The 21,998-nt window shown below is 58.3% G+C and carries 21 protein-coding genes and 1 other RNA gene; 15 read left to right on the forward strand and 7 right to left on the reverse strand.

Annotation, left to right across the window (positions count from 1 at the left end; translation table 11 throughout):
- The first annotated feature begins 306 nt into the window (after positions 1-306).
- Positions 307-861, forward strand: a complete 555-nt coding sequence (locus tag NG895_RS10925) for a hypothetical protein (RefSeq protein WP_252852521.1) — start codon at positions 307-309, stop codon at positions 859-861.
- Between the two features lie 100 nt (positions 862-961).
- Here the strand turns inward: NG895_RS10925 and rnpB are convergent.
- An RNA gene (gene rnpB, locus NG895_RS10930) (RNase P RNA component class A) lies at positions 962-1,443 on the reverse strand.
- Between the two features lie 985 nt (positions 1,444-2,428).
- Between rnpB and NG895_RS10935 the strand changes: the two genes are divergently transcribed.
- The 10 genes from NG895_RS10935 (at position 2,429) to NG895_RS10980 (ending at position 9,610) form a co-directional block, all read left to right on the forward strand.
- Entirely contained in the window at positions 2,429-2,989 is a 561-nt protein-coding gene (locus tag NG895_RS10935; protein WP_252852522.1) for a hypothetical protein, read from the forward strand.
- Between the two features lie 111 nt (positions 2,990-3,100).
- Positions 3,101-3,910 (forward strand): SMI1/KNR4 family protein, encoded by an 810-nt coding sequence (locus NG895_RS10940; RefSeq protein ID WP_252852523.1) that lies wholly within the window; start codon positions 3,101-3,103, stop codon positions 3,908-3,910.
- A gap of 352 nt (positions 3,911-4,262) precedes the next feature.
- Complete coding sequence (locus NG895_RS10945; protein WP_252852524.1) at positions 4,263-4,637, forward strand: hypothetical protein; 375 nt, start codon at positions 4,263-4,265, stop codon at positions 4,635-4,637.
- 120 nt (positions 4,638-4,757) lie between these two features.
- Positions 4,758-5,585 (forward strand): hypothetical protein, encoded by an 828-nt coding sequence (locus NG895_RS10950; RefSeq protein ID WP_252852525.1) that lies wholly within the window; start codon positions 4,758-4,760, stop codon positions 5,583-5,585.
- 151 nt (positions 5,586-5,736) lie between these two features.
- On the forward strand, positions 5,737-6,684 hold the full coding sequence (locus tag NG895_RS10955) for a hypothetical protein (protein ID WP_252852526.1): 948 nt from the start codon (positions 5,737-5,739) through the stop codon (positions 6,682-6,684).
- Between the two features lie 122 nt (positions 6,685-6,806).
- Positions 6,807-7,259, forward strand: coding sequence for a YdeI/OmpD-associated family protein (locus NG895_RS10960; protein ID WP_252852527.1), 453 nt, complete (start codon positions 6,807-6,809; stop codon positions 7,257-7,259).
- A 171-nt stretch (positions 7,260-7,430) separates the two neighbouring features.
- Complete coding sequence (locus NG895_RS10965; RefSeq protein ID WP_252852528.1) at positions 7,431-8,603, forward strand: WD40 repeat domain-containing protein; 1,173 nt, start codon at positions 7,431-7,433, stop codon at positions 8,601-8,603.
- A gap of 109 nt (positions 8,604-8,712) precedes the next feature.
- Entirely contained in the window at positions 8,713-8,988 is a 276-nt protein-coding gene (locus NG895_RS10970) for a hypothetical protein (protein ID WP_252852529.1), read from the forward strand.
- A gap of 135 nt (positions 8,989-9,123) precedes the next feature.
- Positions 9,124-9,372, forward strand: coding sequence for a hypothetical protein (locus tag NG895_RS10975; protein ID WP_252852530.1), 249 nt, complete (start codon positions 9,124-9,126; stop codon positions 9,370-9,372).
- Between the two features lie 43 nt (positions 9,373-9,415).
- Positions 9,416-9,610 carry a hypothetical protein gene (locus NG895_RS10980; protein ID WP_252852531.1) on the forward strand — a complete coding sequence of 65 codons (195 nt, stop codon included), beginning with the start codon at positions 9,416-9,418 and terminating at the stop codon, positions 9,608-9,610.
- A gap of 54 nt (positions 9,611-9,664) precedes the next feature.
- On the opposite strand, the gene NG895_RS10985 is transcribed toward NG895_RS10980, so the two are convergent.
- A complete protein-coding gene (locus NG895_RS10985) occupies positions 9,665-11,968 on the reverse strand; it encodes an endo-beta-N-acetylglucosaminidase (protein ID WP_252852532.1) in 2,304 nt (767 codons plus the stop codon).
- 154 nt (positions 11,969-12,122) lie between these two features.
- Entirely contained in the window at positions 12,123-12,671 is a 549-nt protein-coding gene (locus NG895_RS10990; RefSeq protein ID WP_252852533.1) for a gamma carbonic anhydrase family protein, read from the reverse strand.
- Between the two features lie 165 nt (positions 12,672-12,836).
- On the opposite strand from NG895_RS10990, the gene NG895_RS10995 reads away from it, so the two are divergent.
- Complete coding sequence (locus NG895_RS10995; RefSeq protein ID WP_252852534.1) at positions 12,837-13,112, forward strand: hypothetical protein; 276 nt, start codon at positions 12,837-12,839, stop codon at positions 13,110-13,112.
- 58 nt (positions 13,113-13,170) lie between these two features.
- Positions 13,171-13,587, forward strand: a complete 417-nt coding sequence (locus NG895_RS11000; protein ID WP_252852535.1) for a hypothetical protein — start codon at positions 13,171-13,173, stop codon at positions 13,585-13,587.
- 22 nt (positions 13,588-13,609) lie between these two features.
- Here NG895_RS11000 and NG895_RS11005 read toward each other — a convergent pair whose 3' ends face one another.
- Genes NG895_RS11005 through NG895_RS11020 form a run of 4 tightly spaced genes read right to left on the reverse strand, consistent with a single transcriptional unit; the run spans position 13,610 to position 17,741 of the window.
- Positions 13,610-14,938: an NRAMP family divalent metal transporter gene (locus NG895_RS11005; protein ID WP_252852536.1), complete on the reverse strand. Its 1,329-nt coding sequence runs from the start codon at positions 14,936-14,938 to the stop codon at positions 13,610-13,612.
- A gap of 48 nt (positions 14,939-14,986) precedes the next feature.
- Positions 14,987-16,003, reverse strand: coding sequence for a Gfo/Idh/MocA family protein (locus NG895_RS11010; RefSeq protein WP_252852537.1), 1,017 nt, complete (start codon positions 16,001-16,003; stop codon positions 14,987-14,989).
- Positions 16,004-16,027: 24 nt separating this feature from the next.
- Positions 16,028-16,774: a glucosamine-6-phosphate deaminase gene (locus tag NG895_RS11015; RefSeq protein WP_252852538.1), complete on the reverse strand. Its 747-nt coding sequence runs from the start codon at positions 16,772-16,774 to the stop codon at positions 16,028-16,030.
- A gap of 52 nt (positions 16,775-16,826) precedes the next feature.
- The gene (locus NG895_RS11020) at positions 16,827-17,741 is read right to left on the reverse strand and encodes an N-acetylglucosamine-6-phosphate deacetylase (protein WP_252852539.1); all 915 of its coding nucleotides are present in this window, start codon (positions 17,739-17,741) and stop codon (positions 16,827-16,829) included.
- A 957-nt stretch (positions 17,742-18,698) separates the two neighbouring features.
- Between NG895_RS11020 and NG895_RS11025 the strand changes: the two genes are divergently transcribed.
- Together NG895_RS11025 and NG895_RS11030 are read left to right on the forward strand one after the other, a co-directional pair.
- The gene (locus NG895_RS11025) at positions 18,699-19,931 is read left to right on the forward strand and encodes a patatin-like phospholipase family protein (protein ID WP_252852540.1); all 1,233 of its coding nucleotides are present in this window, start codon (positions 18,699-18,701) and stop codon (positions 19,929-19,931) included.
- A 102-nt stretch (positions 19,932-20,033) separates the two neighbouring features.
- The gene (locus NG895_RS11030) at positions 20,034-21,992 is read left to right on the forward strand and encodes a gluzincin family metallopeptidase (protein WP_252852541.1); all 1,959 of its coding nucleotides are present in this window, start codon (positions 20,034-20,036) and stop codon (positions 21,990-21,992) included.
- The last annotated feature ends 6 nt before the right edge of the window (positions 21,993-21,998 follow it).

Consider the following 21,998-nt stretch of genomic DNA (forward strand, 5'->3'; position numbering starts at 1 on the left):
GTCTCAAGTCGCAGATTGACCTTGTTTTGATAGCATTTTCTTGATACTTACGACGCCCCCTGCCGGACTGGACACTCGGCTGATGGGACAGAGAACCGCTGCACGCTTTTTGTGCACGCAGGCGTGCCCAGCGATTGGGCACGCCGTGCACCGGAATAGGCACCGCCGGCCTGTGGTCGTAAGTGCAAGCATTGCAACGGGATGCATGCATTGGCTTGACAGCATACGAAGATGTCCACAACTGGCGGGCCTGCGTGGGCCCGTGACCGCTATCGCTCCCAAGCACACCGTAAGGAGACAAGTGCCGTGACCACTGAAAAACAGGAACGCTACCAACAAGTCCTCGCCACCGCCCGCCAACTCGCCGAACGTGACCTCGATTGGGTTACCTTCTTCCGCGAGGTGCTGGGCATCGAAGGGGTTGTCCGCAAGGCCTTCCCCACCTTTGAGGATTTGACCGAATTCGAGAAGTCGGACGAATACGACGCCATTCAGCACATCCTGGTCAAGCTGCGTGAGAAGAAGGGTACCAACGACTCCGACAGCGAGCCGACCCGAGTCATCACCGTTCGCCTGCCCAAGAGCATGCACGAGTACCTGCGTACCGAGGCTCACGACCTGCGGACCAGCATGAACAAGCTCTGCATCTCGAAGTTGCTGCAGGTGGTCGAGCAGGACATGATTCCGGCCGAGAAGTCGGCCCCGGCTCGCCGCCGCACGGCTCCGGCTCCCCAGCCCGTGCAGCAGCCCTCGATCAGCTCGACTCCCCCCCAGTCGACGCACACTCCCTCGAGTGCTAGCAATAACAGCCCGTTCACCTCGAGCTCCAATGGCATTTCGCCACTGAAGACCAACTGGTAACGGTCGCGTGCGATCAGCGGTCAGCGATCAGCAGTCAGCCCGCAAAGCTGTCTGCTGAGAGCTGATCGCTGAAAGCCCCTCCACTGAACAATTAAAAAGTAGCCAGAGACGACCTGTAAGCCGGGTTCTGTCGTGGCTGCGATTCCCGCTTGGAGAACCGTGGCCACGGATGGCCATTCCTCTACGGAGTGAGTTGCCTCACACCTCTAGCGGCCTACCCGAGAGTCGTAACGAGCCGAGCCGGCTCTGCCCTCTGTTTGGCCTTGCGCCGGGTGGGGTTTACCCTGCCAGGCGAGTCACCTCGCCCGCGGTGCGCTCTTACCGCACCATTTCACCCTTACCTGAAGGGCTATCGGCTATTGGCTGTCAGCTATCGGCCAGAACGAGGGTGTTTAGATCCCTCGATTCTCGCGCGACGGCCGAGAGCCGACGGCCGACAGCCCCCCAGGCGGTATCTTTTCTGTGGCACTTTCCCTAGTCTTGCGACCGGTGGACGTTATCCACCACCCCGCTCTGTGGCGCCCGGACTTTCCTCCCGCCCAGGTCCAGTGGACCCGAGCCGGCGACCATCCGGTCGTCTCTGGCTGCTGTCATTGTAAGTAGACAGGCCTCGGTTGTCAGTTGTTCGTGTAGAACGGAGTTCATTCCGTTGGGAGCCTATCTCCGCAAACCGGCACGCCGTCGGGGCGGCGTCACCAAGCTGCCAGCCGGTCACTCTTTATCCCATCGAGTTTTGGGCCAACTCGAGTTTTGGGCCAACACTGGACTAACTCATCCATGGGCCCAAAACCCCAGGAGTTTTGTCCCCCTCGCTTTCAAAAGCTCCTTGTTTTTCTGAGGCGTACCGCGTGGCATGGGCCCAAAACCCCGTGCGTTGTTCTCCGCATGTACCGCGAGTTGGCCCAATACTCAGCCAGTTGGCCCAAAACTCGTTGGCCCAAAACACCACTCGTGGCCAATCGCTCCGCCATCGAGCGGGCCTCCGTCCTATCTCAGGCATGCGTTCACGGGCCAGTAGCCGCCAGCGGCCACCGCTCAACACCATCGCGAAACCCATTCACACTACCCCACCCCGTGTAAGAAAACTACAGCGGCGCGAGAGAAAGTGGGAGTTCGTTGAGAGGGCAGAGTCGAAGCGACTAGCCGCTGGCTGGCAGGGAACTATCCCTTGTATCCCGAGGCCAACGCCCCGCGATTTCGCACGAACGGTCGCGAACAGAAGAATAGTATCGCCAGGGTGCTTCGAACGGAAACAGCGTCGGACGATGTGGCCGAGGTAGTTCTTGACGTCTCTAAACATGCTGAGGTGAGCTGCCCGATGCGCGTTCGGAATTTCCGAAACTGATAGAGGTTGTGACATCCTCAGCGGCGTAGACGCCCACTAGATTGCGGTACGTGATGACCCCCGCGGGGAGTTTCGGGGGCACAAAAGGCGTGCGGTTTTGCTACAATCGAGGGACAGCTTATTCACACTTTTTGTGGATAAGCAGTCCTGCCCGGACTTATCCACATTTTTGGTGTCGAATAACAAGTTCTGCCACACAATCATGCTGTTGACGCCGCATCGATGGACCACCTTGAACCAAATGATTCCCCGTTCGATTCACCTCCGGTCATCACTGCGTACATGCATGCTGTCGCGGCATCCTTGAAACCAAAAACTGATCGCAAAGCGAAAGCTGTTGCGACGATAACATGCCTACCCTCATTTGAATCGGAATGGATGCTTTGCCTCGAATGCTCGCGGAGCGGGCACTACACGTCGTACGCCAACACTGCGGACCAACCGATTTGGCCGATCCAAGAAACGAAAACGATTACCGCGACGAAACACCAGGCTGGACTTTCCGATGCGATTGGCACGACATTGCATGTTGTTTTTCGATTCGCGTTGTTGGGCACCCGGCATTCCGAAACATCGCGTATCGGGCTCGATGGCGTCACGTATCACTTCTCATTTGACTACATGAGTGGAAAGACTTGGTCCCCGCCCACCGATTCGGTTCCTGGAAAACTTTGTGCATTGGCAAATGAACTATACAATGACACCGTCGCCGAACAGATCAACGAGCGTCGAATCGCCCGGATCGTCGATTGGTTTCGCGGTAACCTTCCTGGCTTCCACTGATAGCGTCTATCGTGGCAGAACAAAAAAATGCACCGGAGTTGCCGGCCGGGTCGAATTTGAAGTCAACGTCACTGGCGGCAACCCGGTGATTTTAGTCGTTATGTCGCTTGAATGAACATCAAACCAACACCAGAAACGATTTGGACGCGACCAGCCTACTTGCCGTACGTCCAAACTCCATTGACTGAGGCACTGATCCGGCAGACAGAGTCCCAATTGGGCCACACTCTTCCGCAGCTCTTCTTAGATATTCTCCGCGTGCAGAATGGTGGGCCGATTCGGTTTTCGATCCCAGATTCGGTTGGTGACCAGATTGCTGGAATTGGACCTTCGTATCCCTCGATCACTGATGACACATTTCGCGATCATCAAGAATACGTTGACTACCCACTAGATGGCCTCATCCCATTTGACGGCGATGGGCATTGGTATCACTGTTTGGACTATCGCGAGGGCTCAGCGGAGCCGGCGGTTTCGTATATCGACGTTGAATGCAACAGCCAAGGCAGAATTGCCGATTCATTCTCCGATTTCTTGCAACTCATGGAACTTGACGTTGAAAATGAACGCGTGCTTCAGAATGTTGAGAACATTCATGATGCTCAACGGCGCCTCGAAGCACTGTTTGGTTTGGCATTCGAACGGAAGCTCTCAAACATAGGCGTACCGTACTTGAAGCTTCAAACCGGCAAAAAGTGGGATGAATGTTTCTGGATTTCATCCAACAGGGTCGCTGCGGGATATTCCGGTGACGATCCCGAAACAATGGAATTTGAAGGCGACGCACTCCTGTTCCCAGAGCTTCCTGCAGATACGGTTATTTTTGAGGCTCCCGATGAGTATCTTGACCAATACGGAACGCGACTTCAGGACTCCGGTCTGGCGTTGGTCGACGTTCACACTGCCGCAAACGCGACATAACAAAAAAATGCACCCGAGTCGCGAAGTCGGGCGTTTTGACAATTGAGAATCTCTCGTCGCGACCGGGTGATTTTAGACGTTCAGCGAGCATCCATGCTCGTTGAACGGGTTGGTGGATGAGCCGCTGACCTTGCTGGTGCGGCGCACCGCCGCGCAACTACGACCTGGGGTCTTGGAGGCCCAAGTCGCACTTACCTCGGCGGACGTTTTCCCGCGCGGAGAACGTCTGGATTTGGCCCGCATGGATGCGCGCCGAACAAGGCGGATGGAACTGACCAAGCGCACCACGTGGATCGAGGACAAGCATCCATGCTTGGCAGCTCATCCGCCAACCCGTTCTGCGGATAAGTAAATGAGCGTATCGCTGATCGTCACGAAATCCATTGATCGCGATTACAACGAAACCGGTGACTCCATCTCCGACGCTGATTGGATTGCGTTCATTGAATCTGACTCGGCGCTTGCATTACGTACGGAACCGTTCGAAGCGACTGCTCCCGATGGCGGCGTAATCCGAATGTCGGTTCCACCCGGACAATCCGAAATGGCTCTGAACGACGGAACGCGGATACCATTCCTCGCATTGTCTCGCGGTGAACTGTCGATGCGCTACCATCCTGACATGGAAGACGTTTCAAATCTCGTGCGTCAGAAAGTTGCCCAGATTGCACACCATTTCAACGCGCTGATTACTTCGGATGCTGGTGATGAATTCCTCGAATGGTAGAATCAACCGTAGAATTCCGCAGAACAATGCCGTGAACCGAAGCGGCGAAGTCGGGCGGTCTTGAAATGGAATACCTTTCGTCGCCGCTCGGTTACGGCTGACCGTTATCCCTTCAGAACCATGGCCGAGTTTCCAGCCCGACTTCATGTACTACTCGCAAGTCATGCACCGCTCGGTCTCGTGATCCGCCGCGGCCCGTCCAAGCACGTTGCCACCATCCTGTGGAATCGCCGCCGCGACGAATTCCAACTTGGCCAATGGCTCAAGGGCCGAATCTATGAAAGACGCAGTGACCTCTCGCCCGACGGCAAGCACCTCATCTACTTTGCAATGAACGGCAAATGGGATTCCGAGGCCAAGGGCTCTTGGACCGCGATTTCACGAGCTCCGTACTTGAAGGCGTTAGCAATCTTTCCCAAAGGCGACTGCTGGCACGGCGGTGGCTTATGGACGAACAAAAACGACTATTGGGTCAACGACGGTTATGGCCACTCCGTCCTACGTGACACAAAGGAAGTGCGCCGCGACAAACGATTCGAACCATCGGAATACTATGGTGGCGAATGCCTTGGCGTCTACTACCCGCGTCTACTCCGCGATGGTTGGCAACTGATGGAACGCGTTAACGTCTCAAAATGGAAAGATAAAGACGTATTTGAAAAAGATCTCGATCGTGGCTGGCGTCTTCGCAAGATTGCACACGCTGAAATCGATTCACCCGATGGCAAAGGATGCTATTGGGACGAACATCAACTGGTACACACGGAATCCCGCACCGAAGTCGATTGCGCTGATTGGGAATGGGCCGAACTCGACCGCGAACGTCTTGTTTGGGCATCTCGTGGCAAGTTGTTTGCAGGGGTTGTAGAATCAAGTGGCTTGGTCAATGAAACTGAACTGTTTGACTTCAACCCAATGGACTTTGAAGCAATCGAAGCCCCATATTGAAGGGATAACAAATCGGTGAACGGGAGCGGGCAGGTTTCCGGTTGTTCAGACTCAACGCCTTCGTTTACAGTAATTCGTTGTTCAAGGTGGTTTGCTTCGGCCCGCCCCGTTACCTCAAACGTTCACCGAGCATCCATGCTCATTGAACGGGTTGGCGGATGAGCCGCTGACCTTGCTGGTGCGGCGCACCGCCGCGCAACTACGACCTTGGGTCTTGGAGGCCCAAGTCGCACTTACCTCGGCGGACGTTTTCCCGCGCGGAGAACGTCTGGATTTGGCCCGCATGGATGCGCGCCGAACAAGGCGGATGGAACTGACCAAGCACACCGCGTGGATCGAGGACAAGCATCCATGCTTGGCAGCTCATCCGCCAACCCGTTCGCTTGCGAGAATACGGAACATCATGTCGCTCGACGTCTATGTAATGCCGATGTGGCAATTCAAAGCGGGCGATGTTGAATCAGCCGTGCAGCAGTTGCTTGGTGGCCAATCAAAGGTAATTACACCGCAAGGCATTTTCAGCCCCCAGCGTATTAAGAGCCTCTTCGCCCGCCGAAAGGCCAAGCAGCAAGTCCGACAGATCGTCGCGGAGGCCGAAAAGGAGCTGAAAACGACCATCGAGTGGCAAGACGAAGGTGACGTGGTGCATTCGCAACAGGCATCGTGGGGCTTTGAAGCGTTACGCGCATACGCAAAATGGCTTGACCTGCAAGATCATCTCCCCACGTTTGACGACCCACCCGAAGATAATTTTTACAAGCATCCGGCCACGGTATGGGATGGCGAGCCCCGAAACTTCCGGTTCTCCCATATCATCGACCACAGTTGCCACAGCGGCTACTACGTGCCGTGCCGCTTTGATCGCGTCGTATTTGTTGAACCGTTTCAATCGTTTGGCAAATTCACGTTCTACCACAGCTTCGGATCGTCATACGCGCTCGCCGATCAGCTTCGTACAATTGAACCGCACATCCCGTCAGACAAAGACTCCAGCATTTCGGAATCCACACGCGAACTGATTACAGCTGGATTCGAAACGCTCAGGGAATTTTCGGCCAAGAGCCTCGAACATAAATTGCCCATCGTCTTTTGGGGGTAACCTCAATACGACACATGCTAACAAAGCCGTGAACCGGAGCACTCAATCACGCGGCAACTGAAATCAACATCTTCCGTTCGTGCCCGGTTACGGGCGACGTTAGGCGGCCAGGAGAAATACTCGTGAAATCGAAGACCATAGAAGTCTCAATACTGAGCGATGGCGGCATGTGTGCCATTCCAGTGCCCTTCGACCCAAAAGAAGAATTCGGAAAAGTACGTGCACCGGTAAAGGTCACTGTAAACGGCTACACTTTTCGCAGCACGATCGCACGCATGAATGGGCAGACATTCATACCGCTTAGAAAGAGTCATCGGGAGGCTGCGGCTGTTTCAGGTGGCGAACGCGTAAAGGTGCGGATCACAGCCGATTCCGATGAGAGAACGGTCGAAGTGCCGCCAGATTTGGCCAAGGCAATCAAGATAACGCCGGGACTCTGGAACTGCTGGCGTGAGCTCAGCTACACGAATCAGCGCGAGTCTGTCGAGTCGGTTCTTGGGGCGAAGAAAGCTGAAACGCGTGAGCGGCGCATCGCCAAAATTGTCGAATCGCTGGCGGGCAGAAATACTGACTAGCGGGGCGCTAAGTCAGTGGAACCGATAGCTTCGCTACGAGGTGCTGACAGGTGATTGAACCTCGTTTCATCGCAGTCAACGAGGCGCCGCCTAACAAATGCACGGAGCTGACAATCAAAAGCGTCACACCCTTTGCATGCACAAAGGCTGCGCCACTTTTGCTTGCAGCTCATGCTCCATGTTCAGCCTGGAAGTCGACTGAAAACCCCCTGTGCGGAAGGACTGAAAATGAAAACGTTAATTACGGTGACGCTGGCTGTTGTTTTAGCGATGGCAAATGTTCTCGCGAAAGCAGCCTATTCGCAGGAACCGGTGGTACTCAAAGGACACACGTCGCGGGTATTAACTGTGGCTTGGGCCGACGATGGGAAGTCGTTGGCAACTGCAAGTGACGACAGGTCGATTCGGGTCTGGGATTCGGCAACCGGTAAACAACTAGCGGACGTGCCGGAGATCACCCGCGCAGGCTATGGCAGTCCGGTCGTCGTCTTTACCACCGATCTGAAGCTCGTGGCCGTCAACTATTGGGGGGAGATCACGATCCGCACATTACCCGACAACAGGCTACTGGCCAGGATCGACCCGATCCTCGATCGCGGGCAGAAGTCCGCATTCCGGCCGGACGTCTTCGCAATGGCATTTAGCCCGGATGGGAAGCGGCTCGCCACGGGAGGATCGACCGCCGCGGTGGGCGGACGGCATGGGTTGCCTGGCGGCATTGTAATCGTCTGGGACACCGAGAGCGGAGAAATCGTCCACCAGTCAAACCAGCTTTCGACGGCCGCCAGTTCTGTGACATGGAGCAGGGATGGCAAGTTGTTGGTTGCAGGAACCAGCGGGGCAGGCGGGGAGCTGCAAGAGGCGGGCGAAGTATGGATATGGGATGCTGAAACACGCAAACCCTTGCATCACTTCTCGGTCAAGCCCGAGACGAAATACGGCGAGTGGGCGTCGGCCGCCGACGTTGCGATCAGTCCCGACGGAAAGCACGTGGCAGTTCCAGTAACGGCCGGCAGTCGCGGAGCCCCGGCGGGTATTGTTATTGAGGACACCGGCGCGGCCGTACGAGTCAGGGAGTTGGAAACCGGCAAGGATACAGAGCCGGTCAAGGGCCTCAAAATGGCAGTCCAAGGAATTGTGTTCAGTCCCCACGGCATGCAACTAGCAACGGCCGGCGGCGACAAGGTCGTGCGGTTGTGGGACGTGGAGACAGGGAAGCAACTCGCTGCGCTGACGAGCCCCGACCGGGTCGAAGCGGTCTCGTTCAGCCCGGACGGCAAATTCCTGGCGGCGGGCAGCAGGGACGGAACTGTTCGGATCTGGGTGACGCCCACCACCAATTGAGCAGAGGCCGAACCAAGGGTTGCACGCAAGCGGGCGGCGACGTCGGTTTTGAGTTGATAGTAAAACGCGCCCGCCCCGTGAACTGTGCATCCCATGAACTGAGCACCCCATGAACTTCAACGACTGGCTACGGCAGTTAAGAGAGTCCGGTTGGATCGGGCCGGTGCGGCTCGGTATGTCGCGCGACGAGCTTGTGGGACTATTCGGCGCCGCAAACGACACGGCCAAGTGTTCTCGCAAAGCGCAGCGGCCAGAGATCCTCAAGTACGACAATGTCGAGTTCCACTTCGGCCCCAAGTGGGAAGACGGCTTGAATCTGATCTATTCCGACACCGAAGACGGCATTCCGACACTGAGCATCAGCGAGTGCTCGGGAAGGAGATAGTGGAGCAATACTACGGCGGTAGCCGCCAGGGCAGGGCGGTGCGGGCTGTTTGGCCCTAGGGCACGCCATTTGGTATACTCATCGCAGCAGTGGAGCACTGCTCCTGTATTCACCAATACCGCAGAAAGAACTTCCATGTCGCCGGCCGACCTTTACGAGTGGCTCACTGTGATGTTTCGCGTGCCGTTCGCTGCGTTGGCGATGGCGTTTCTGGTGGCAACGTGCCTGTACGTGTACGTGGATGCCCGCCCGCGCACCGGCAGCCGGCTCTGCGCTGTGTGCCTTGCTGTGGCCGTGGCGGTGGCCTACTGGCCGCTGAGTTTCTTCGCGTACATCGCCTGCATCGCCTCGGTGGATCGCCGCCGAAGCCGCGCTGCCGTTTGAGATGACCAATCGGTCGAGGAACGGGTCTTCAGGACTCGGTTGGATGATGCTTCGAGGAATCCTCGTGCTGCTGTCTGTCGTGGTCATGGGTGGATGCAGCAATCCTCCGCCGGCCCCGACAACCCCAGCGGAACTCATCGCCGCCTATCAGTCGGCCTACGACCGTGGTGACACGCAGGGCGTACTCGCTTTAGCGAAACTGGAGGATGCTGCTGATGCTATGTTTTACGCCCTTTAGATACTAGCGCAACGCGGAAGAACCCCAGTGGCCGGGCAGACACGCTTGCCGGCATCAACCAGAAAGCTTGCGCCAACGATATGCGATCGTACTCAGCATGGCCAAGCTCACCAGCGCCAAGTTGCTTGGCTCCGGTACGGCGTTCTGGCTCGACGACGCGGCCACCGCGCCGTAGTTGGCCTTCCAGATGGTGTACTGCTGGCTGCCAACGTTCGTGGCGTACGGGTTGTTGAATAGCGAGCTGGCCTGGCCGCCCAGGTTGTTGCGCCACACGGTGTAGTCGGCCAGGTCGACGATGCCGTCGTTGTTGTAGTCGCCTGCCAGACCGGTCGGCAGGTTTCGCCAGTTGAGTGTGAAGGACGAGACATCGGACACGCCGAACTCGTTGCTCACCGCTTCTACCTCGATGGTGGTGGAGGCTTCCCGCGCGGAGCGTGGCAGGTCGCGGACGAAGAACGAGTTGTTCAGTGTCCCGCCCAGGAAGGTGCGGACGCCGCCGGGCGTGACCTTGTACAAGTTGTAGTAGTACACCTCGTTCGTTCCGTCCCCGGCGTAGTCGGCCGAGTGCTCCCACTCGAGACGCATGGTGTACCGCGTGCTGTCGACCTGCGCGTAGTCCAGCAGCACGAGGTTCGTAGGCGCCACGGGGGCATCCGCCTGGCCCTCGATCACGCCCAGGCGGCCGATGTTGATGTCGTAGTTGGAGTCGCTGCCATCGAAACGCAGTCCGAGTTGCGCGATGGTGCGGCCGCGGAACTGCGAGAGCGGCAGCGTGACCAGCTCCCAATCGGCCCCCGTGCTTGTGCCGACAGGCAAGGCGGTGAACGAAGTGGGATCGTCCGCGAAGGCGACCAGCACTTCCATGTTGGAATCGGTCGCTGGTGCGGCCGTTTTGAAGGCCACCTGCAGGTTGGAACTGGACGACACCCGCAGGCTCGTGGCGTACAGCCGGAGGTCGTTCTGGCTGGTGAGGTTACCGCTGACGCGGAGGCTGCTGCCACCGTAGAAGGCGTCGTCGAAATCAATCTCGGGCGTGAGTGGGTTGGATGACGCATCGAGCAGCCATCGCCAGGTGGGAACCACGTCCTGCAGACCCAGGTTGTTCCACTCACCACTGCGGGAGAGCTCGCCATCGACCCAATAGTTGAAGCCTTGTCCCATGTTGAAGTTGGTGACGAACGCATCGCCGGAGATCGGCGACTTGGCCGGCACGTAGTGAGCCATTCCCTTCCAGTTGCGCGAGCCAACACTGCCGGAAGTGTCGCTGGGGTCGCCGTTGGCTCCCACCCAGAACTGGCTATCACGCTCGTAGAAGCCTTCGATGGTGCTGGTGGAGTTGAGTGTCCACTCCGGACGGTAGAACCCTAGCGACGAGCGGTGCGGCTGTCCTTCGGGAAAGGCGTCGTCCAGCGACACGCGATTCTGATTCCAGCCCGAACCTTCCACGTCCACGCCGGCGTAGATCTCGTACTTGTCGCGGCCCAGTTGTTCGGCGTAGTTGCCCGAGTTGTTCAGCTTCGAGGCGTTCCAGCGAAAGTCGAGGAACATGCTGTCCGCGGCCCGGTCGTCGGTCGACGAGCCTTCGTAGTAGGAATTGTTGCTTTGGTTCAGCTCGCCCTGCCAGCTGATGCTGCCGTTCTCGAGCATCGAATCGTACCACACGACGTCCAGGTCGCTGTTATTCTGGATGTACTTCATGAACTCTCGGGTCTGCGATGCCAGTTCGGGGTCGGCGCCGTGGGTTTCCTGGTTAAAGAACCAGCCGTCGAAGCCATTGCGCTCGGCAACTTCGATCAGTTGGTCGGCCACGGGAAAACGGCCGGCACGCCGTTCGTAGACCAGGTCTTCCAGTCGCCCGATGTCGCCGCCGTAGACGTTGGGAGGCAGGAAGATGGTGCCATAAACGGGCACCCCGTTTCGATGCGCGGCGTCGATGATCGGCCCGTTGGGCGCCAGGATGTTTCCTTCGCCCGCCGAGCCACCCCAGAACACCAGGGCGTCGACGTATTGCCAGTGGCTAAAGGCGTAGTAGCGGTGGCTGTCGCTGCCCTGCGAGGGGTTGTTCGACGTGGCATGAAAAGCAGCCAGCGACATGATTCGCGCTTCGTTCGGCCGCGCGTGGGGATTGGCCTGCAGGGCAGGATTCAAGAACCGGCTGGCAAGCGGTACGCTCCCCTTGTTGAACTGCGCATCGGGGTCGGTGTGGTAGTCGTAGCCCAGCAGCGGATTCGGATCCGAGTTAGGTTTCCAATACGACACGTACGGCTGCAGCGGCAAATCGGCCCGGCAATCGAGCGTGCCGGCGCAAGTGGCGAGAATGGCAAGTACTACGCACGACCCGTAGGGTCTGATGGACATCATGAGCCTCCGTCAACGTCTGTTCCGAAGCCTCCATTATAAACACAGACGGCGGCGCAGGGATGGGCCACGCTGGCCAAATTGCGAGCCAACGAGGAAAGATTGTGCGGTGCGAGGTGCGAATTCGCCCAGGCTTGCTTGCGGACCTCCTCCGCTACTCGAAGCCCTCGTGCGCGAGGTACTCGTTCTTCAGCTCCACGTAGTGGGCGGGCGAGTAAGTGAAGAACTTGCGTTCCTGCTCGGTGATGGGGCGGAGTTGGCGACACGGATTGCCGACATATACGAAGCCGGTCTCCAAATGCTTGCCGGGCGGCACGACGCAGCCGGCGCCGACCATCACCTCGTCGTCGATCACGGCACCATCGTTCACAATGGCGCCAATGCCAATGAGCACGCGGTTGCCCACCTTGCAGCCATGCACCACGGCGCTGTGGCCGATGACCACGTCTTCGCCAATTTCCAGGGGAAAGCCGCCCGGGTTGAAGTCGCTGGGGTGCGTGATGTGCAGTACGACGTTGTCCTGCACATTGGAGCGATTGCCCACGCGAATCGAGTGCATATCGCCGCGGACGGAAGCCCCGGGCCACACCGAAACGTCGTTGCCTAGCACGACGTCGCCCAGCACGGTGGCCGTCGCCGCAATGTAGACACGTGTACCGAGCGACGGCGTCGCCCCACGAAAGCTTCTAGTTCGAGATTGCATGGTCGATTTCTCCAGGTTTCTTTCCGCCGAGGCGATTATCCGCCATGCGGGGGAAGAGAACAAGCTACCGCGGTCTGGTTGGGACTTGTTGGAGTAGCGACTATACTTTTGCAGAATGCGAGTTGCAGAATCCGACCATTTCGCGCCGCTGCCGGCTTCGTCGTGATGATTGAGCAAAAACTTCTGAGCCTTGTTCTTACGTTCCTAGGGACCGTGCTGTTTATTGCGGGGATCTACTCGTTCCGGGCGCTACGGCGTCTCGATCCTCCGGCAGAGAGTCTGGAGAAGGACACGTTCAGGAGCAGCATCTCGCTGGCCTTTGCCACAGGCGAGCGAAGTCCCGAGTTCCGCCGACGACAGCGGCAAACGGTGCTGTACTTTAGTGCTGCCATCCTGTTGCTGTACGTCGGCCGATTTGTCGTGTTGTCCGCGACGCAGTAAAGATGATGCGTCGCTAGTCGTACAGAAATAGGGTACCGTTTTCGGCCAGGTGATACTTGTGACACGTTGGATTTTGCGAATCGGCTATGTGGCGATTGTGGCGGTGGTTATTCTCAGCGCGATCGCTATCTACCAAGGTATCGTGGCCGCAAGGCATGGCAAGGAGACCTTGCAGGCGACGCTTCTGGTAGTCGATCTGATTAAGCAGCACGTCGAAACGCACGACGGCGCGTGGCCCGGCTCATGGGCCGATCTGGAGAAGATCACGCCGCCCCGTTCGTCGATCTACGAGTGGCCCGCGGACCTGCAGCAGGTTCAGCAGCGGGTGGAGGTCGACTTTGCGGCCGATCCGCGGCAGATTGCCCAGCAGACGCCCGAAGAGTTCAAAGCGGTGCTGCCAATCGGCTACTACTACACGTACAAGGACAAGGGCTCGGTGCAGGCGCTGATCGATGCGGTGGGCGAGCATCAATAGCCTGAGGCCGCTCGATGCTTGGCTACAAGAGGTTGATGAGCGTGCGGGCGGCCAGCACCAACGTGACACATAGCCCAATGGCTCCAACGACCAGCAGCACGATGGGCACGGGGCGCTGCTGCTTACTGCCAGAGAGCCCCAGCCACACCATCAGGGCGGCCAGCGGAGGAAGGCCAATCACAGTGAGCGCCTGGGCAAACACAATGAAGTTCACCGAGTTCTTGCCGGCGAGCGTCGAGTAGCACGCGATTGCCATGCCCACCACCAGGGCGAGCACCGTGAGCCGCTTGGCCCAAACGTCGTTCACCGAGCTTCCCCATCCGAGACCATCGGACAGCACGGTTCCTCCCAACAACGCGTTCCCCAGGAAGCCGCTAAACGCCGCGGCGAAGATGCCACAAGAGAAAAGTATCGACGCAAAGGGGCCGAACAACGGTTCGAGTTGACGCGCGATTTCAGCGGTGGAGTTAAGCTGCTCTGGCGCCACGTTGCCATGCAGGGCGGCGGCGCTGGTGATCATGATGGTGGCTGAGATGATTCCCAAGAGGGCGATGCCAACGATGGAGTCGCCGAGCCCCTTGCGTGCTTCGGCCACGCTCCAACCTTTGTCGCGGACCAGGTAACACTGATAGAACGCCGCCGCCACGGAAAACGTGGTCGCCACGAGCCCCAGCAACGGCCATAGTGCTTGCGGCGCCGAATCGCCACCTTCCGGCAAGCTGGGAACGAGGCCTTGGAAAACTTCGACCACCGACGGGCGGACCAGCAGCAAGTTCGCGCCGAACCCGATAAGCATCATCAACACCAGGCCCATCATCAGCAGTTCCAACGGGCGGTAGAGTCGTCGCACGCCCAGCACGGTGACGATTGCGATGGCGTTAAGGACCAGCAGCGAAATCAACTTGGTGGTATGGGAAGCTGGCGCGGATTCTTCGGTCGATTCGGAAGTCTCCGCATTGTCTTCCGACGCATCTGCTGGTTGAGCATCACTCGCCCGCGCCGGGGCGAGTCCATCGATCGATGCAATCACCGCCGCGTTGTTGCCCGCCTGAAAGCACGCGACAATCAAAAACACCAGCACTCCAATCACCACCGCCGCTGGGCGTCCTAGGGTGTCGGCCAGGTACTGGCAGGGAGTGCGCGTGGTCGTTGCCCCCAAAAAGGCGCCCAGCGCGGTCATGCCCATCATCAACAGTACTGCGGTCGCCAGTACCCACAACATGCTGTAGCCGAACTGGCAGCCCACCTTCGAACTCGTCAGCACGCTGCCGGGGCCGAGTACGATGGACGCCACGATGATGGCCGGTCCGATAGCACGGCCGACACCTTTCACTCCTTGCCAAGCACTCATTATAAGGCTGCCATGCTAAGTAGATTTAAGGAAATGGACGCGCAGCGCCTACGGCGTTGAAGGAGCGTCGCTGGCCACGGCGTTCTCGAGCAGTTGCTGCACGTCTACCGGTTGTCCACCTTGCTGCATACTCTGCTCGGCAGCTTCCATAAAGGCCAGCAGCTCCAACGTTTCTTCCATCGAGACGGGCGGCTTGCGCGACACGAAAAACTCGCCAATCTCCTCCACCAGTGGCGCGTAGCCATCGAAGCCAACCAGCGTACGGATATTCTGGCTGCCATAGACGGTCGCCGAATACGGTTTGCTTCCGCCGGGGCCATGCTTCAGTCCGCGAAACACGCCACACCGGCCGTTTTCCCAGGTTCCCATCGCTACGCACTCGTTGTCGGTTTCCAGGCACACCACCCGCTGGCAGCCGGTGCCGAGCAGGGCGTACAGCGATTCGACGCCATGAATGCCGTACCAGAATAGGGCAGGGTGCGTGGGGTCGGTCTTGTAGGGCGAAGTGGTTGTGGCGCCCTGCAGCGTGCCCAGCGAATCGTCGGCCTGCAGTTGCTGCATCTGCGCCGAGAAGCGAAGGGCCGAACTGGAGAAGCAGGGCGTACCCGTTTGCTGGGCAATCTTGTGGATTGCCACGGCATCGGCCAGCGACGCGGCACAAGGCTTGTCGATGAACACCGGCTTGCCCTGGGCGATCTTCCGAAACTGCTCCAAATGCACCCGCCCATCGACGCTATGTAGCAGATAGGCGTCGCACTGCGAATCCAGGTCTGCGATGTGCTCGACAATTTCAATGCCCATGTCGCCGAGTTGTTTGGTGAATCCTGCCACGCGATCTCGGCTCGAGGCGATGTCGTCGCTGCCCCCAGGGTAGGCGGCTACCACGGTAATGTCGGCCAGTGCGCCCGTGGCGCTCGAGCTGTTGATCAACTTGGCGAACGCCACCGCGTGTGATGTATCGCAACCGACAATGCCCACCCGAATGGGTTTGGCCAGCGAAGCCGATGCCAGCAGTAACGAGACAATCAGTCCGCTGATCACGCTCAAAATAGTGCGATTAAACATGATGAGTGCCTATGTGCCTGTCTGTTAGTAGTCGTTTTCAAGGAGGGAGGCCGCCGGAGTGTCCAGAAACAGTATGGTGGCGGCGTGTTGCTGGAGAATCGACGCCGGCACAACCGGAGTGACGGGGCCTTCCACCGCATTGCGGACCGCTTGAGACTTCCGCTCATCCGGCACCGTGCACACGATGTGATGGCTCTTGAGTATCTGCTGGATGCTCATCGTAATGGCGTGCGTTGGCACGTCGTCGAGCGTGGCGAACCACCCCTCGCCGGTCTGTTGCTGCCGGCATGCTTCATCCAGGGCAACACACAGGTAAGGCTGCTCGGTCTCGAAGTCGGCCGGCGGGTCGTTGAATGCCAGGTGCCCGTTCTCGCCGATGCCCACGAATGCGACGTCGATTGGATGTTGCTGGAGGATGTCGCCCACGCGTCGGCACTCGTGCTCCGCGTCTGCTTCGCCATCGAGGTAGTGAAACGCACGTAGCGGCACCGGCAATTTGCTGACGAAGTTCGACCACAGGTAGCCTCGAAACGATCCCCGGTGGCGAAAGGGAAGGTCGATGTACTCGTCGAGGTGAAAGCCGGTGACGCTCTGCCAGTCGATGTCGACCCATTCGACCAGGTTGCCGAGCATCTGAAGTTGCGAAGCTCCTGTGGCCACCACAATGTTGGCTTGACCACGTTGTGCGATGGCTTGCCGAATGAGCTGGGCGCCGTGATCCGCGGCCGCGGCGGACATGGTACTGGCGTCGGGAGAGATGCTTACTTGCATAGGGGAATGACTCCGGTCTGGTGAATTCAATGTTTGTAAGGTGACCGCGCGGCTAGGTTAGTTCGAGCCCGATGGCCCTCTGGGGATTCTCGAACGTCAACTTTCGAATCTCGGAGTCGGAAAGTCCGAGCTCGTCGCGCAGGTGGTTTGCCACCGCGGGCATGGTGGAGGCCGAACCGACCAGGTTCTGTCGATCTGCCGACCACGTAGCCAGATGCTCGTCGACCACCACTTGCTGCGAGCCCAACTGAAATACGCCAGGCCCGCGACCGGCAGCGGCGATCGCATCGGTGACAATAAAGGCACGCTCCAGCCCGGTGCGGGCCAGATAGTTTCGCAGCGCATTGAACGGCACGTGGACTCCGTCGGCAATGAACCCGATGGCCAGCTTCTCCGAGAAGCTGAGCGCCCGCTGGATGATATTGTCATGACGATGCATCAGAAGTGGGCAGCCATTTCCCAGATGCGTGAACATCGAGAGTCCGGCGTCGATGCTGGCGGCCAGTTCGTCCTTGCTCGGATTGCAATGGCCGGCCGAAACGGTGATGCCGCTATCGGCTAGCAACTTGGTTACTTTACCGCCAGGGTCGCACTCCGGCGCCAAGGTGACAATCCGGGTGAGTCCCGCTGCTGCATCCAGAAGTCGATGCATCGAGTCGACATCGGCCCCGCGAACGGCATCCTGAGGGTGGGCACCAACGTAGCCGGTCTCGGGATTGATGAACGGGCCTTCGATGTGGATGCCGCGAATCATCTTGGCGACCAGTTCGTCCTGCTCACAAGCGCGAGCAATGTTGGCCAATCGCGCGCCCATTTGGTCCAATTCGGCTGTGATCACGGTGGCCAAGATGCCGGCCACTTGATGATCCGCCAGTTCGCGGCACACTGTGCGCGCATCTTCGACAGACAAAGCGTCTGCATTGAAGTCCACACCAGCGTAGCCGTTGACTTGTAAATCGAAGTACATAGTGTGGGCGAAGCGTAACGAGCGAACGGAAGCAGCGGTGACAGTATATATTGTCTTGCTAGGAGAAAGCCATTCCCGCCCCCGATGCACCGCGGTCTGAAGTGAGAAGTAAGCCCCTGGTTGACGGATTCTTGGTGTCGGGATGAGGGAATGACTGAAAGGCGACGCCCGTCTGGCGGATGCCACCTCGTGGTTCCCGTATGCTTCGAGTGATGACTACGCCCAGTCACGACCGTTGCCGCGACCTACCTTGCGCGAGCTACAAAGAACAGCGGCGCACCCTCTGGCGACAAGCCTGGGCTAACCTAGCGTGGCGTGGCAGGACGAGACGAACGCTCGTGTGAGCGTCGTCACGGTGACCGAACCGATTCCCGCGGCGTCGGGGCGACGCATCGTTCGGAGTATTTGCCTTTGGCTGGCTGTGGGATGAATCGCCTATGTCCTCAAGTCTGAGGTATTCGGTCTAGACCGTCCAATGCGATGTGTTTACCCCACTGTCGTGGGGGTGTGCGTCTCATGTGAAACTCTAAGCTATTGCGGTTGCAAATCTTGCTGCGCCAGGCCCACTAGAGCGCGGAACGCAGGCGAGAGGTGCCGGCATCGTTGCAAGCAGTGGATGAATCGCTAGTGTGTTCAGAGAAATTCTGCTGAACTTGCCTTCCAGATGCTTCGCGCAGTTGCTCGGCGGCCTATACTGAACTTTGAGGAGGGGGGCTCTTCAATCAACACTCCATGCTGGAGTCTTGGTCCGAGCTCTTCTTGGGATCGATTTGCAGCATTCGTTGCAGTATGCGGTGCGCAGTGGGGCTGCTTCGGTTGTGCGTGGTGCCGATAGTGGCCGTCGTTACGTCGCTTGTTCAAGCAATTCAGCTTCAGAGTGTGACTCGATAATACGGAGTGGGGATTCTCCCCAACTCTGCAGGAGGGATTCCCACGTTATCTGCTGAGGGGTGATGGATGACCGAACGCGATGATGCAATTGCGGCCGATCTCGACTCGCCGGTGGAGAGCCCGGTGATTCGGGATGGAAACGTCGAACTCGGGGAGAGTCAGGTCGAGAGGGGAATCGCCCTGGCTCTCTCCGGCGGCGGCTATCGGGCGATGTTGTTTCACGTGGGAGCCCTGTGGCGGCTGAAGGAACTCCAATTGCTCGCCGCGGTAAAACGAGTGGCCAGCGTGTCGGGCGGCTCGATTACGGCGGGCGTGCTGGCGCTGAATTGGGATCGCATCGAGCGAGAATCGTCGGATACTTCTCGCTTTGTGGCTCACGTCGTTGCTCCCATTCGTGAACTGGCCGGCGAGACCATCGACGTCAGTGCGGTCGGCTGGGGCATGCTGAATCCGCTACGCACCATTGGCGATGAGGTGGCGGCCTACTATCGCAAGTACTTGTTCCAGGATCGAACACTGCAAGACTTGCCCGCGGGAGATACGCGATTCATTCTCACGGCCACCAGCGTGCAGACGGGTTCGCTGTGGAGGTTTTCGAGGCCGTACATGGGAGACTACCGCATCGGACTGTACGATGCACCCGACTTGGACATGGGCACCGTGGTGGCCGCCTCGTCCGCCTTTCCGCCGTTCCTATCGCCCATCACGGTCGACCTGGAGCCCTACGACATTCGTCCCGGTACGGAGGGCGAGCAGTTCGAGTCGCCCTGCAACGAGCAGGTGGTGCTGACCGATGGTGGTGTATACGACAACCTTGGCCTGGAACCGGTGTGGAAACGCTTCGATACCCTCTTGGTCAGCGATGGCGGCCGCACCATGGCGTTCGATCCCGAGCCTGCCAGCGATTGGGCCCGTCACTCGCGGCGTTTGATCGATCTGTTGCAGTCGCAGGTTAGTCGCTTGCGCCGGCGGCAGTTGATCGATTCGTTCGTCCGCGGCAGAGATAAGTCGATGGACCAGCGCGACGAAATGTTGCAGGCCTCCGGCCGGTGGGGTGTGTATTGGGGAATCGAAACCAACATCGACGACTACCATGTGCCGGACAAGCTGACCGCTCCGGTACGGCGGACGTCCTCCATTGCGGCCGTGGACACACGTTTGGCCGAGTTGGATTCGGCGACGCAGGAACTACTCATCAACTGGGGCTACGCCGTGTGCGATGCCGCCGTGCGGAGTGCCAATCTGGCGACCGAAATCCATGAGCATCCAGCTACGTTCCCGTACCAGCGAGGCATCTGACATCGCAACCGCCTCTGCTTTGTAGCAGAGGGAAACCCGCATCGACCGGCTCGACAAACTCTTGGGCAATCAATCAACACGTCCCCGGCGGCGAAAACTCTCATGAAGCCAAGAACCAGAAATCTGAACGGCTACGCTTTTGACCCGTCGCTCTCATTGTTGATCGACACCGTCGATATCAACACGATCACCTATCCGATTCCCTGGGAGGACCTGCAGCCGGGGCCCATTGGCGAGTATCTGGAGGTGGTCGACTACGATCCTACCACCAAGCAACTCTATCAGCCGGTGGATCTGAATGGCCAGTTCGAATTGGTGAACAATGGTCTGGATCCCAGCGAAAGCAATCCGCAGTTTCATCAGCAGATGGTTTACGCCGCCGCGATGCTGACTATTACGAATTTCGAAAAGGCACTCGGACGCCAATTGTTCTGGTCGACGCGTCTGTTGCAGGGCGGAGATCAGTACGAGCAGTATGTACCCAGATTGCGCATGTATCCTCATGCCTTCCGCGACGCTAACGCTTACTACAGCCCGGAGAAGAAGTCGATCCTGTTCGGCTATTTTTCCGCATCGCCCCACAACGTGACTCTGCAGATGCCGGGATCCCTGGTGTTTACCTGCCTGAGTCACGACATTATCGCCCATGAAACCACCCACGCAATTCTCGACGGCTTGCATCGCGAGTACATCCAGCCGACCAACCCCGACGTGCTCGCCTTCCACGAAGCGTTCGCCGATATCATTGCTCTGTTCCAGCACTTTACGTTTCCCGAAGTGCTCAAGCACCAGATCAGCCAGACCCGCGGCAATCTGGACGACCAAAACTTGCTCGGTCAACTGGCACAGCAGTTCGGCGTGGCGATTGGTCGCTACGGAAGCTTACGTAGCGCGATCGGCCAGTACGACGAACAGGGAAAGTGGTCGCCGAAGAAGCCCGATCCGTCCGAATACCAGGAGGTCATAGAACCTCATCATCGTGGCAGCATCCTGGTCGCTGCCGTGTTCGAAGCCTTTCTGACAATCTACAAGCGCCGCATCAAAGATCTGCTGCGAATCGCCACTTCGGGCACCGGCATCGTGCCCGAGGGCGAACTGCACCCCGATCTGGTCAATCGTCTGGCGGGCGAAGCCTCGAAGTCGGCTCAACATGTGCTGATGATGTGCATTCGAGCGATCGACTACTGCCCGCCGATCGACATCACGTTTGGCGATTTCTTGCGGGCCATCATCACGGCCGACGCCGACCTGGCCGACGACGACAAATATCATTATCGCCTGGCCTTCATCGAGGCGTTCCGACGCCGTGGCATCTATCCCAGCGGTCTGAAGAGCTTGAGTGAAGAGAGTCTGCGACATTCCTCTCCTTCCCACTTCTCCGAAGCCACCAATCGAAACATCGGCATTCTCCTCGACTTCCTGAAGCAGTTTCGCGAACGGCTGCTCTACGAGACCGAACGAGAGAAGATCTTCAACCTCACCCGGATGTACATTAGGGGCAGCGCTCATATTGTGGGCCTGCACAAGAGGTTGTCGGAGAAATTTCAGGCTACCTACGAATTCGAGAAGTTGACCGGACTGGCGTTCAACTGGAGCAAGTTCGACATGACGACGGCGTCCGCTCGTAGCAACCCCTCGTTCGAAGTGCAAAATCTGCGGGTGGTGTCGCGAGCCGGACCAGATGGCAAACACGTCAACCAGATCGTATTCAGCCTGATTCAACGCATGGGTGTCGTGATCCGCGATGGTAAGTTTGTTCGCTATTACGATCCTCGTTCGGAAGTCAAGCCGCAGGGGGGCATCGAGGTTCAGGGAGGTTCAACGCTGATATTTGATCTGGATGCCGAAGATATGCGGCTCAAGTACGCCATCTCGAAGCCTCTGTTCGAACCGCTGCCGTCCGATAGCAGAAAGATCCGTCAGCCAAGTTCACGGATCATGAAGCAGCACCATTTTCAGAAGCACGAGTTGCCGGAGTCGATTTCGGAGTTTGCCCAGTACTTCGGTATCGGTTGCAACAATCGGTTTGGCCATATGTTCTCCCTTCTCCACAACCACTAATCTTTT

Origin of the sequence: Aeoliella straminimaris (assembly GCF_024054565.1) — a bacterium.
Lineage (GTDB): Bacteria > Planctomycetota > Planctomycetia > Pirellulales > Lacipirellulaceae > Aeoliella > Aeoliella straminimaris.

Excerpts from the sequence above, each read along its gene's own strand:
- NG895_RS11025 (WP_252852540.1), top strand. The coding sequence starts at position 18,699 with ATGACCGAACGCGATGATGCAATTGCGGCCGATCTCGACTCGCCGGTG.
- NG895_RS11010 (WP_252852537.1), bottom strand. The coding sequence starts at position 16,003 with ATGTTTAATCGCACTATTTTGAGCGTGATCAGCGGACTGATTGTCTCG.
- NG895_RS10985 (WP_252852532.1), bottom strand. The coding sequence starts at position 11,968 with ATGTCCATCAGACCCTACGGGTCGTGCGTAGTACTTGCCATTCTCGCC.
- NG895_RS11015 (WP_252852538.1), bottom strand. The coding sequence starts at position 16,774 with ATGCAAGTAAGCATCTCTCCCGACGCCAGTACCATGTCCGCCGCGGCC.
- NG895_RS10970 (WP_252852529.1), top strand. The coding sequence starts at position 8,713 with ATGAACTTCAACGACTGGCTACGGCAGTTAAGAGAGTCCGGTTGGATC.
- NG895_RS10945 (WP_252852524.1), top strand. The coding sequence starts at position 4,263 with ATGAGCGTATCGCTGATCGTCACGAAATCCATTGATCGCGATTACAAC.
- NG895_RS11030 (WP_252852541.1), top strand. The coding sequence starts at position 20,034 with ATGAAGCCAAGAACCAGAAATCTGAACGGCTACGCTTTTGACCCGTCG.
- NG895_RS10995 (WP_252852534.1), top strand. The coding sequence starts at position 12,837 with ATGATTGAGCAAAAACTTCTGAGCCTTGTTCTTACGTTCCTAGGGACC.
- NG895_RS10980 (WP_252852531.1), top strand. The coding sequence starts at position 9,416 with ATGATGCTTCGAGGAATCCTCGTGCTGCTGTCTGTCGTGGTCATGGGT.
- NG895_RS10935 (WP_252852522.1), top strand. The coding sequence starts at position 2,429 with ATGGACCACCTTGAACCAAATGATTCCCCGTTCGATTCACCTCCGGTC.
- NG895_RS10975 (WP_252852530.1), top strand. The coding sequence starts at position 9,124 with ATGTCGCCGGCCGACCTTTACGAGTGGCTCACTGTGATGTTTCGCGTG.
- NG895_RS10965 (WP_252852528.1), top strand. The coding sequence starts at position 7,431 with ATGCTCCATGTTCAGCCTGGAAGTCGACTGAAAACCCCCTGTGCGGAA.
- NG895_RS10950 (WP_252852525.1), top strand. The coding sequence starts at position 4,758 with ATGGCCGAGTTTCCAGCCCGACTTCATGTACTACTCGCAAGTCATGCA.
- NG895_RS11020 (WP_252852539.1), bottom strand. The coding sequence starts at position 17,741 with ATGTACTTCGATTTACAAGTCAACGGCTACGCTGGTGTGGACTTCAAT.
- NG895_RS11005 (WP_252852536.1), bottom strand. The coding sequence starts at position 14,938 with ATGAGTGCTTGGCAAGGAGTGAAAGGTGTCGGCCGTGCTATCGGACCG.
- NG895_RS10940 (WP_252852523.1), top strand. The coding sequence starts at position 3,101 with ATGAACATCAAACCAACACCAGAAACGATTTGGACGCGACCAGCCTAC.
- NG895_RS10990 (WP_252852533.1), bottom strand. The coding sequence starts at position 12,671 with ATGCAATCTCGAACTAGAAGCTTTCGTGGGGCGACGCCGTCGCTCGGT.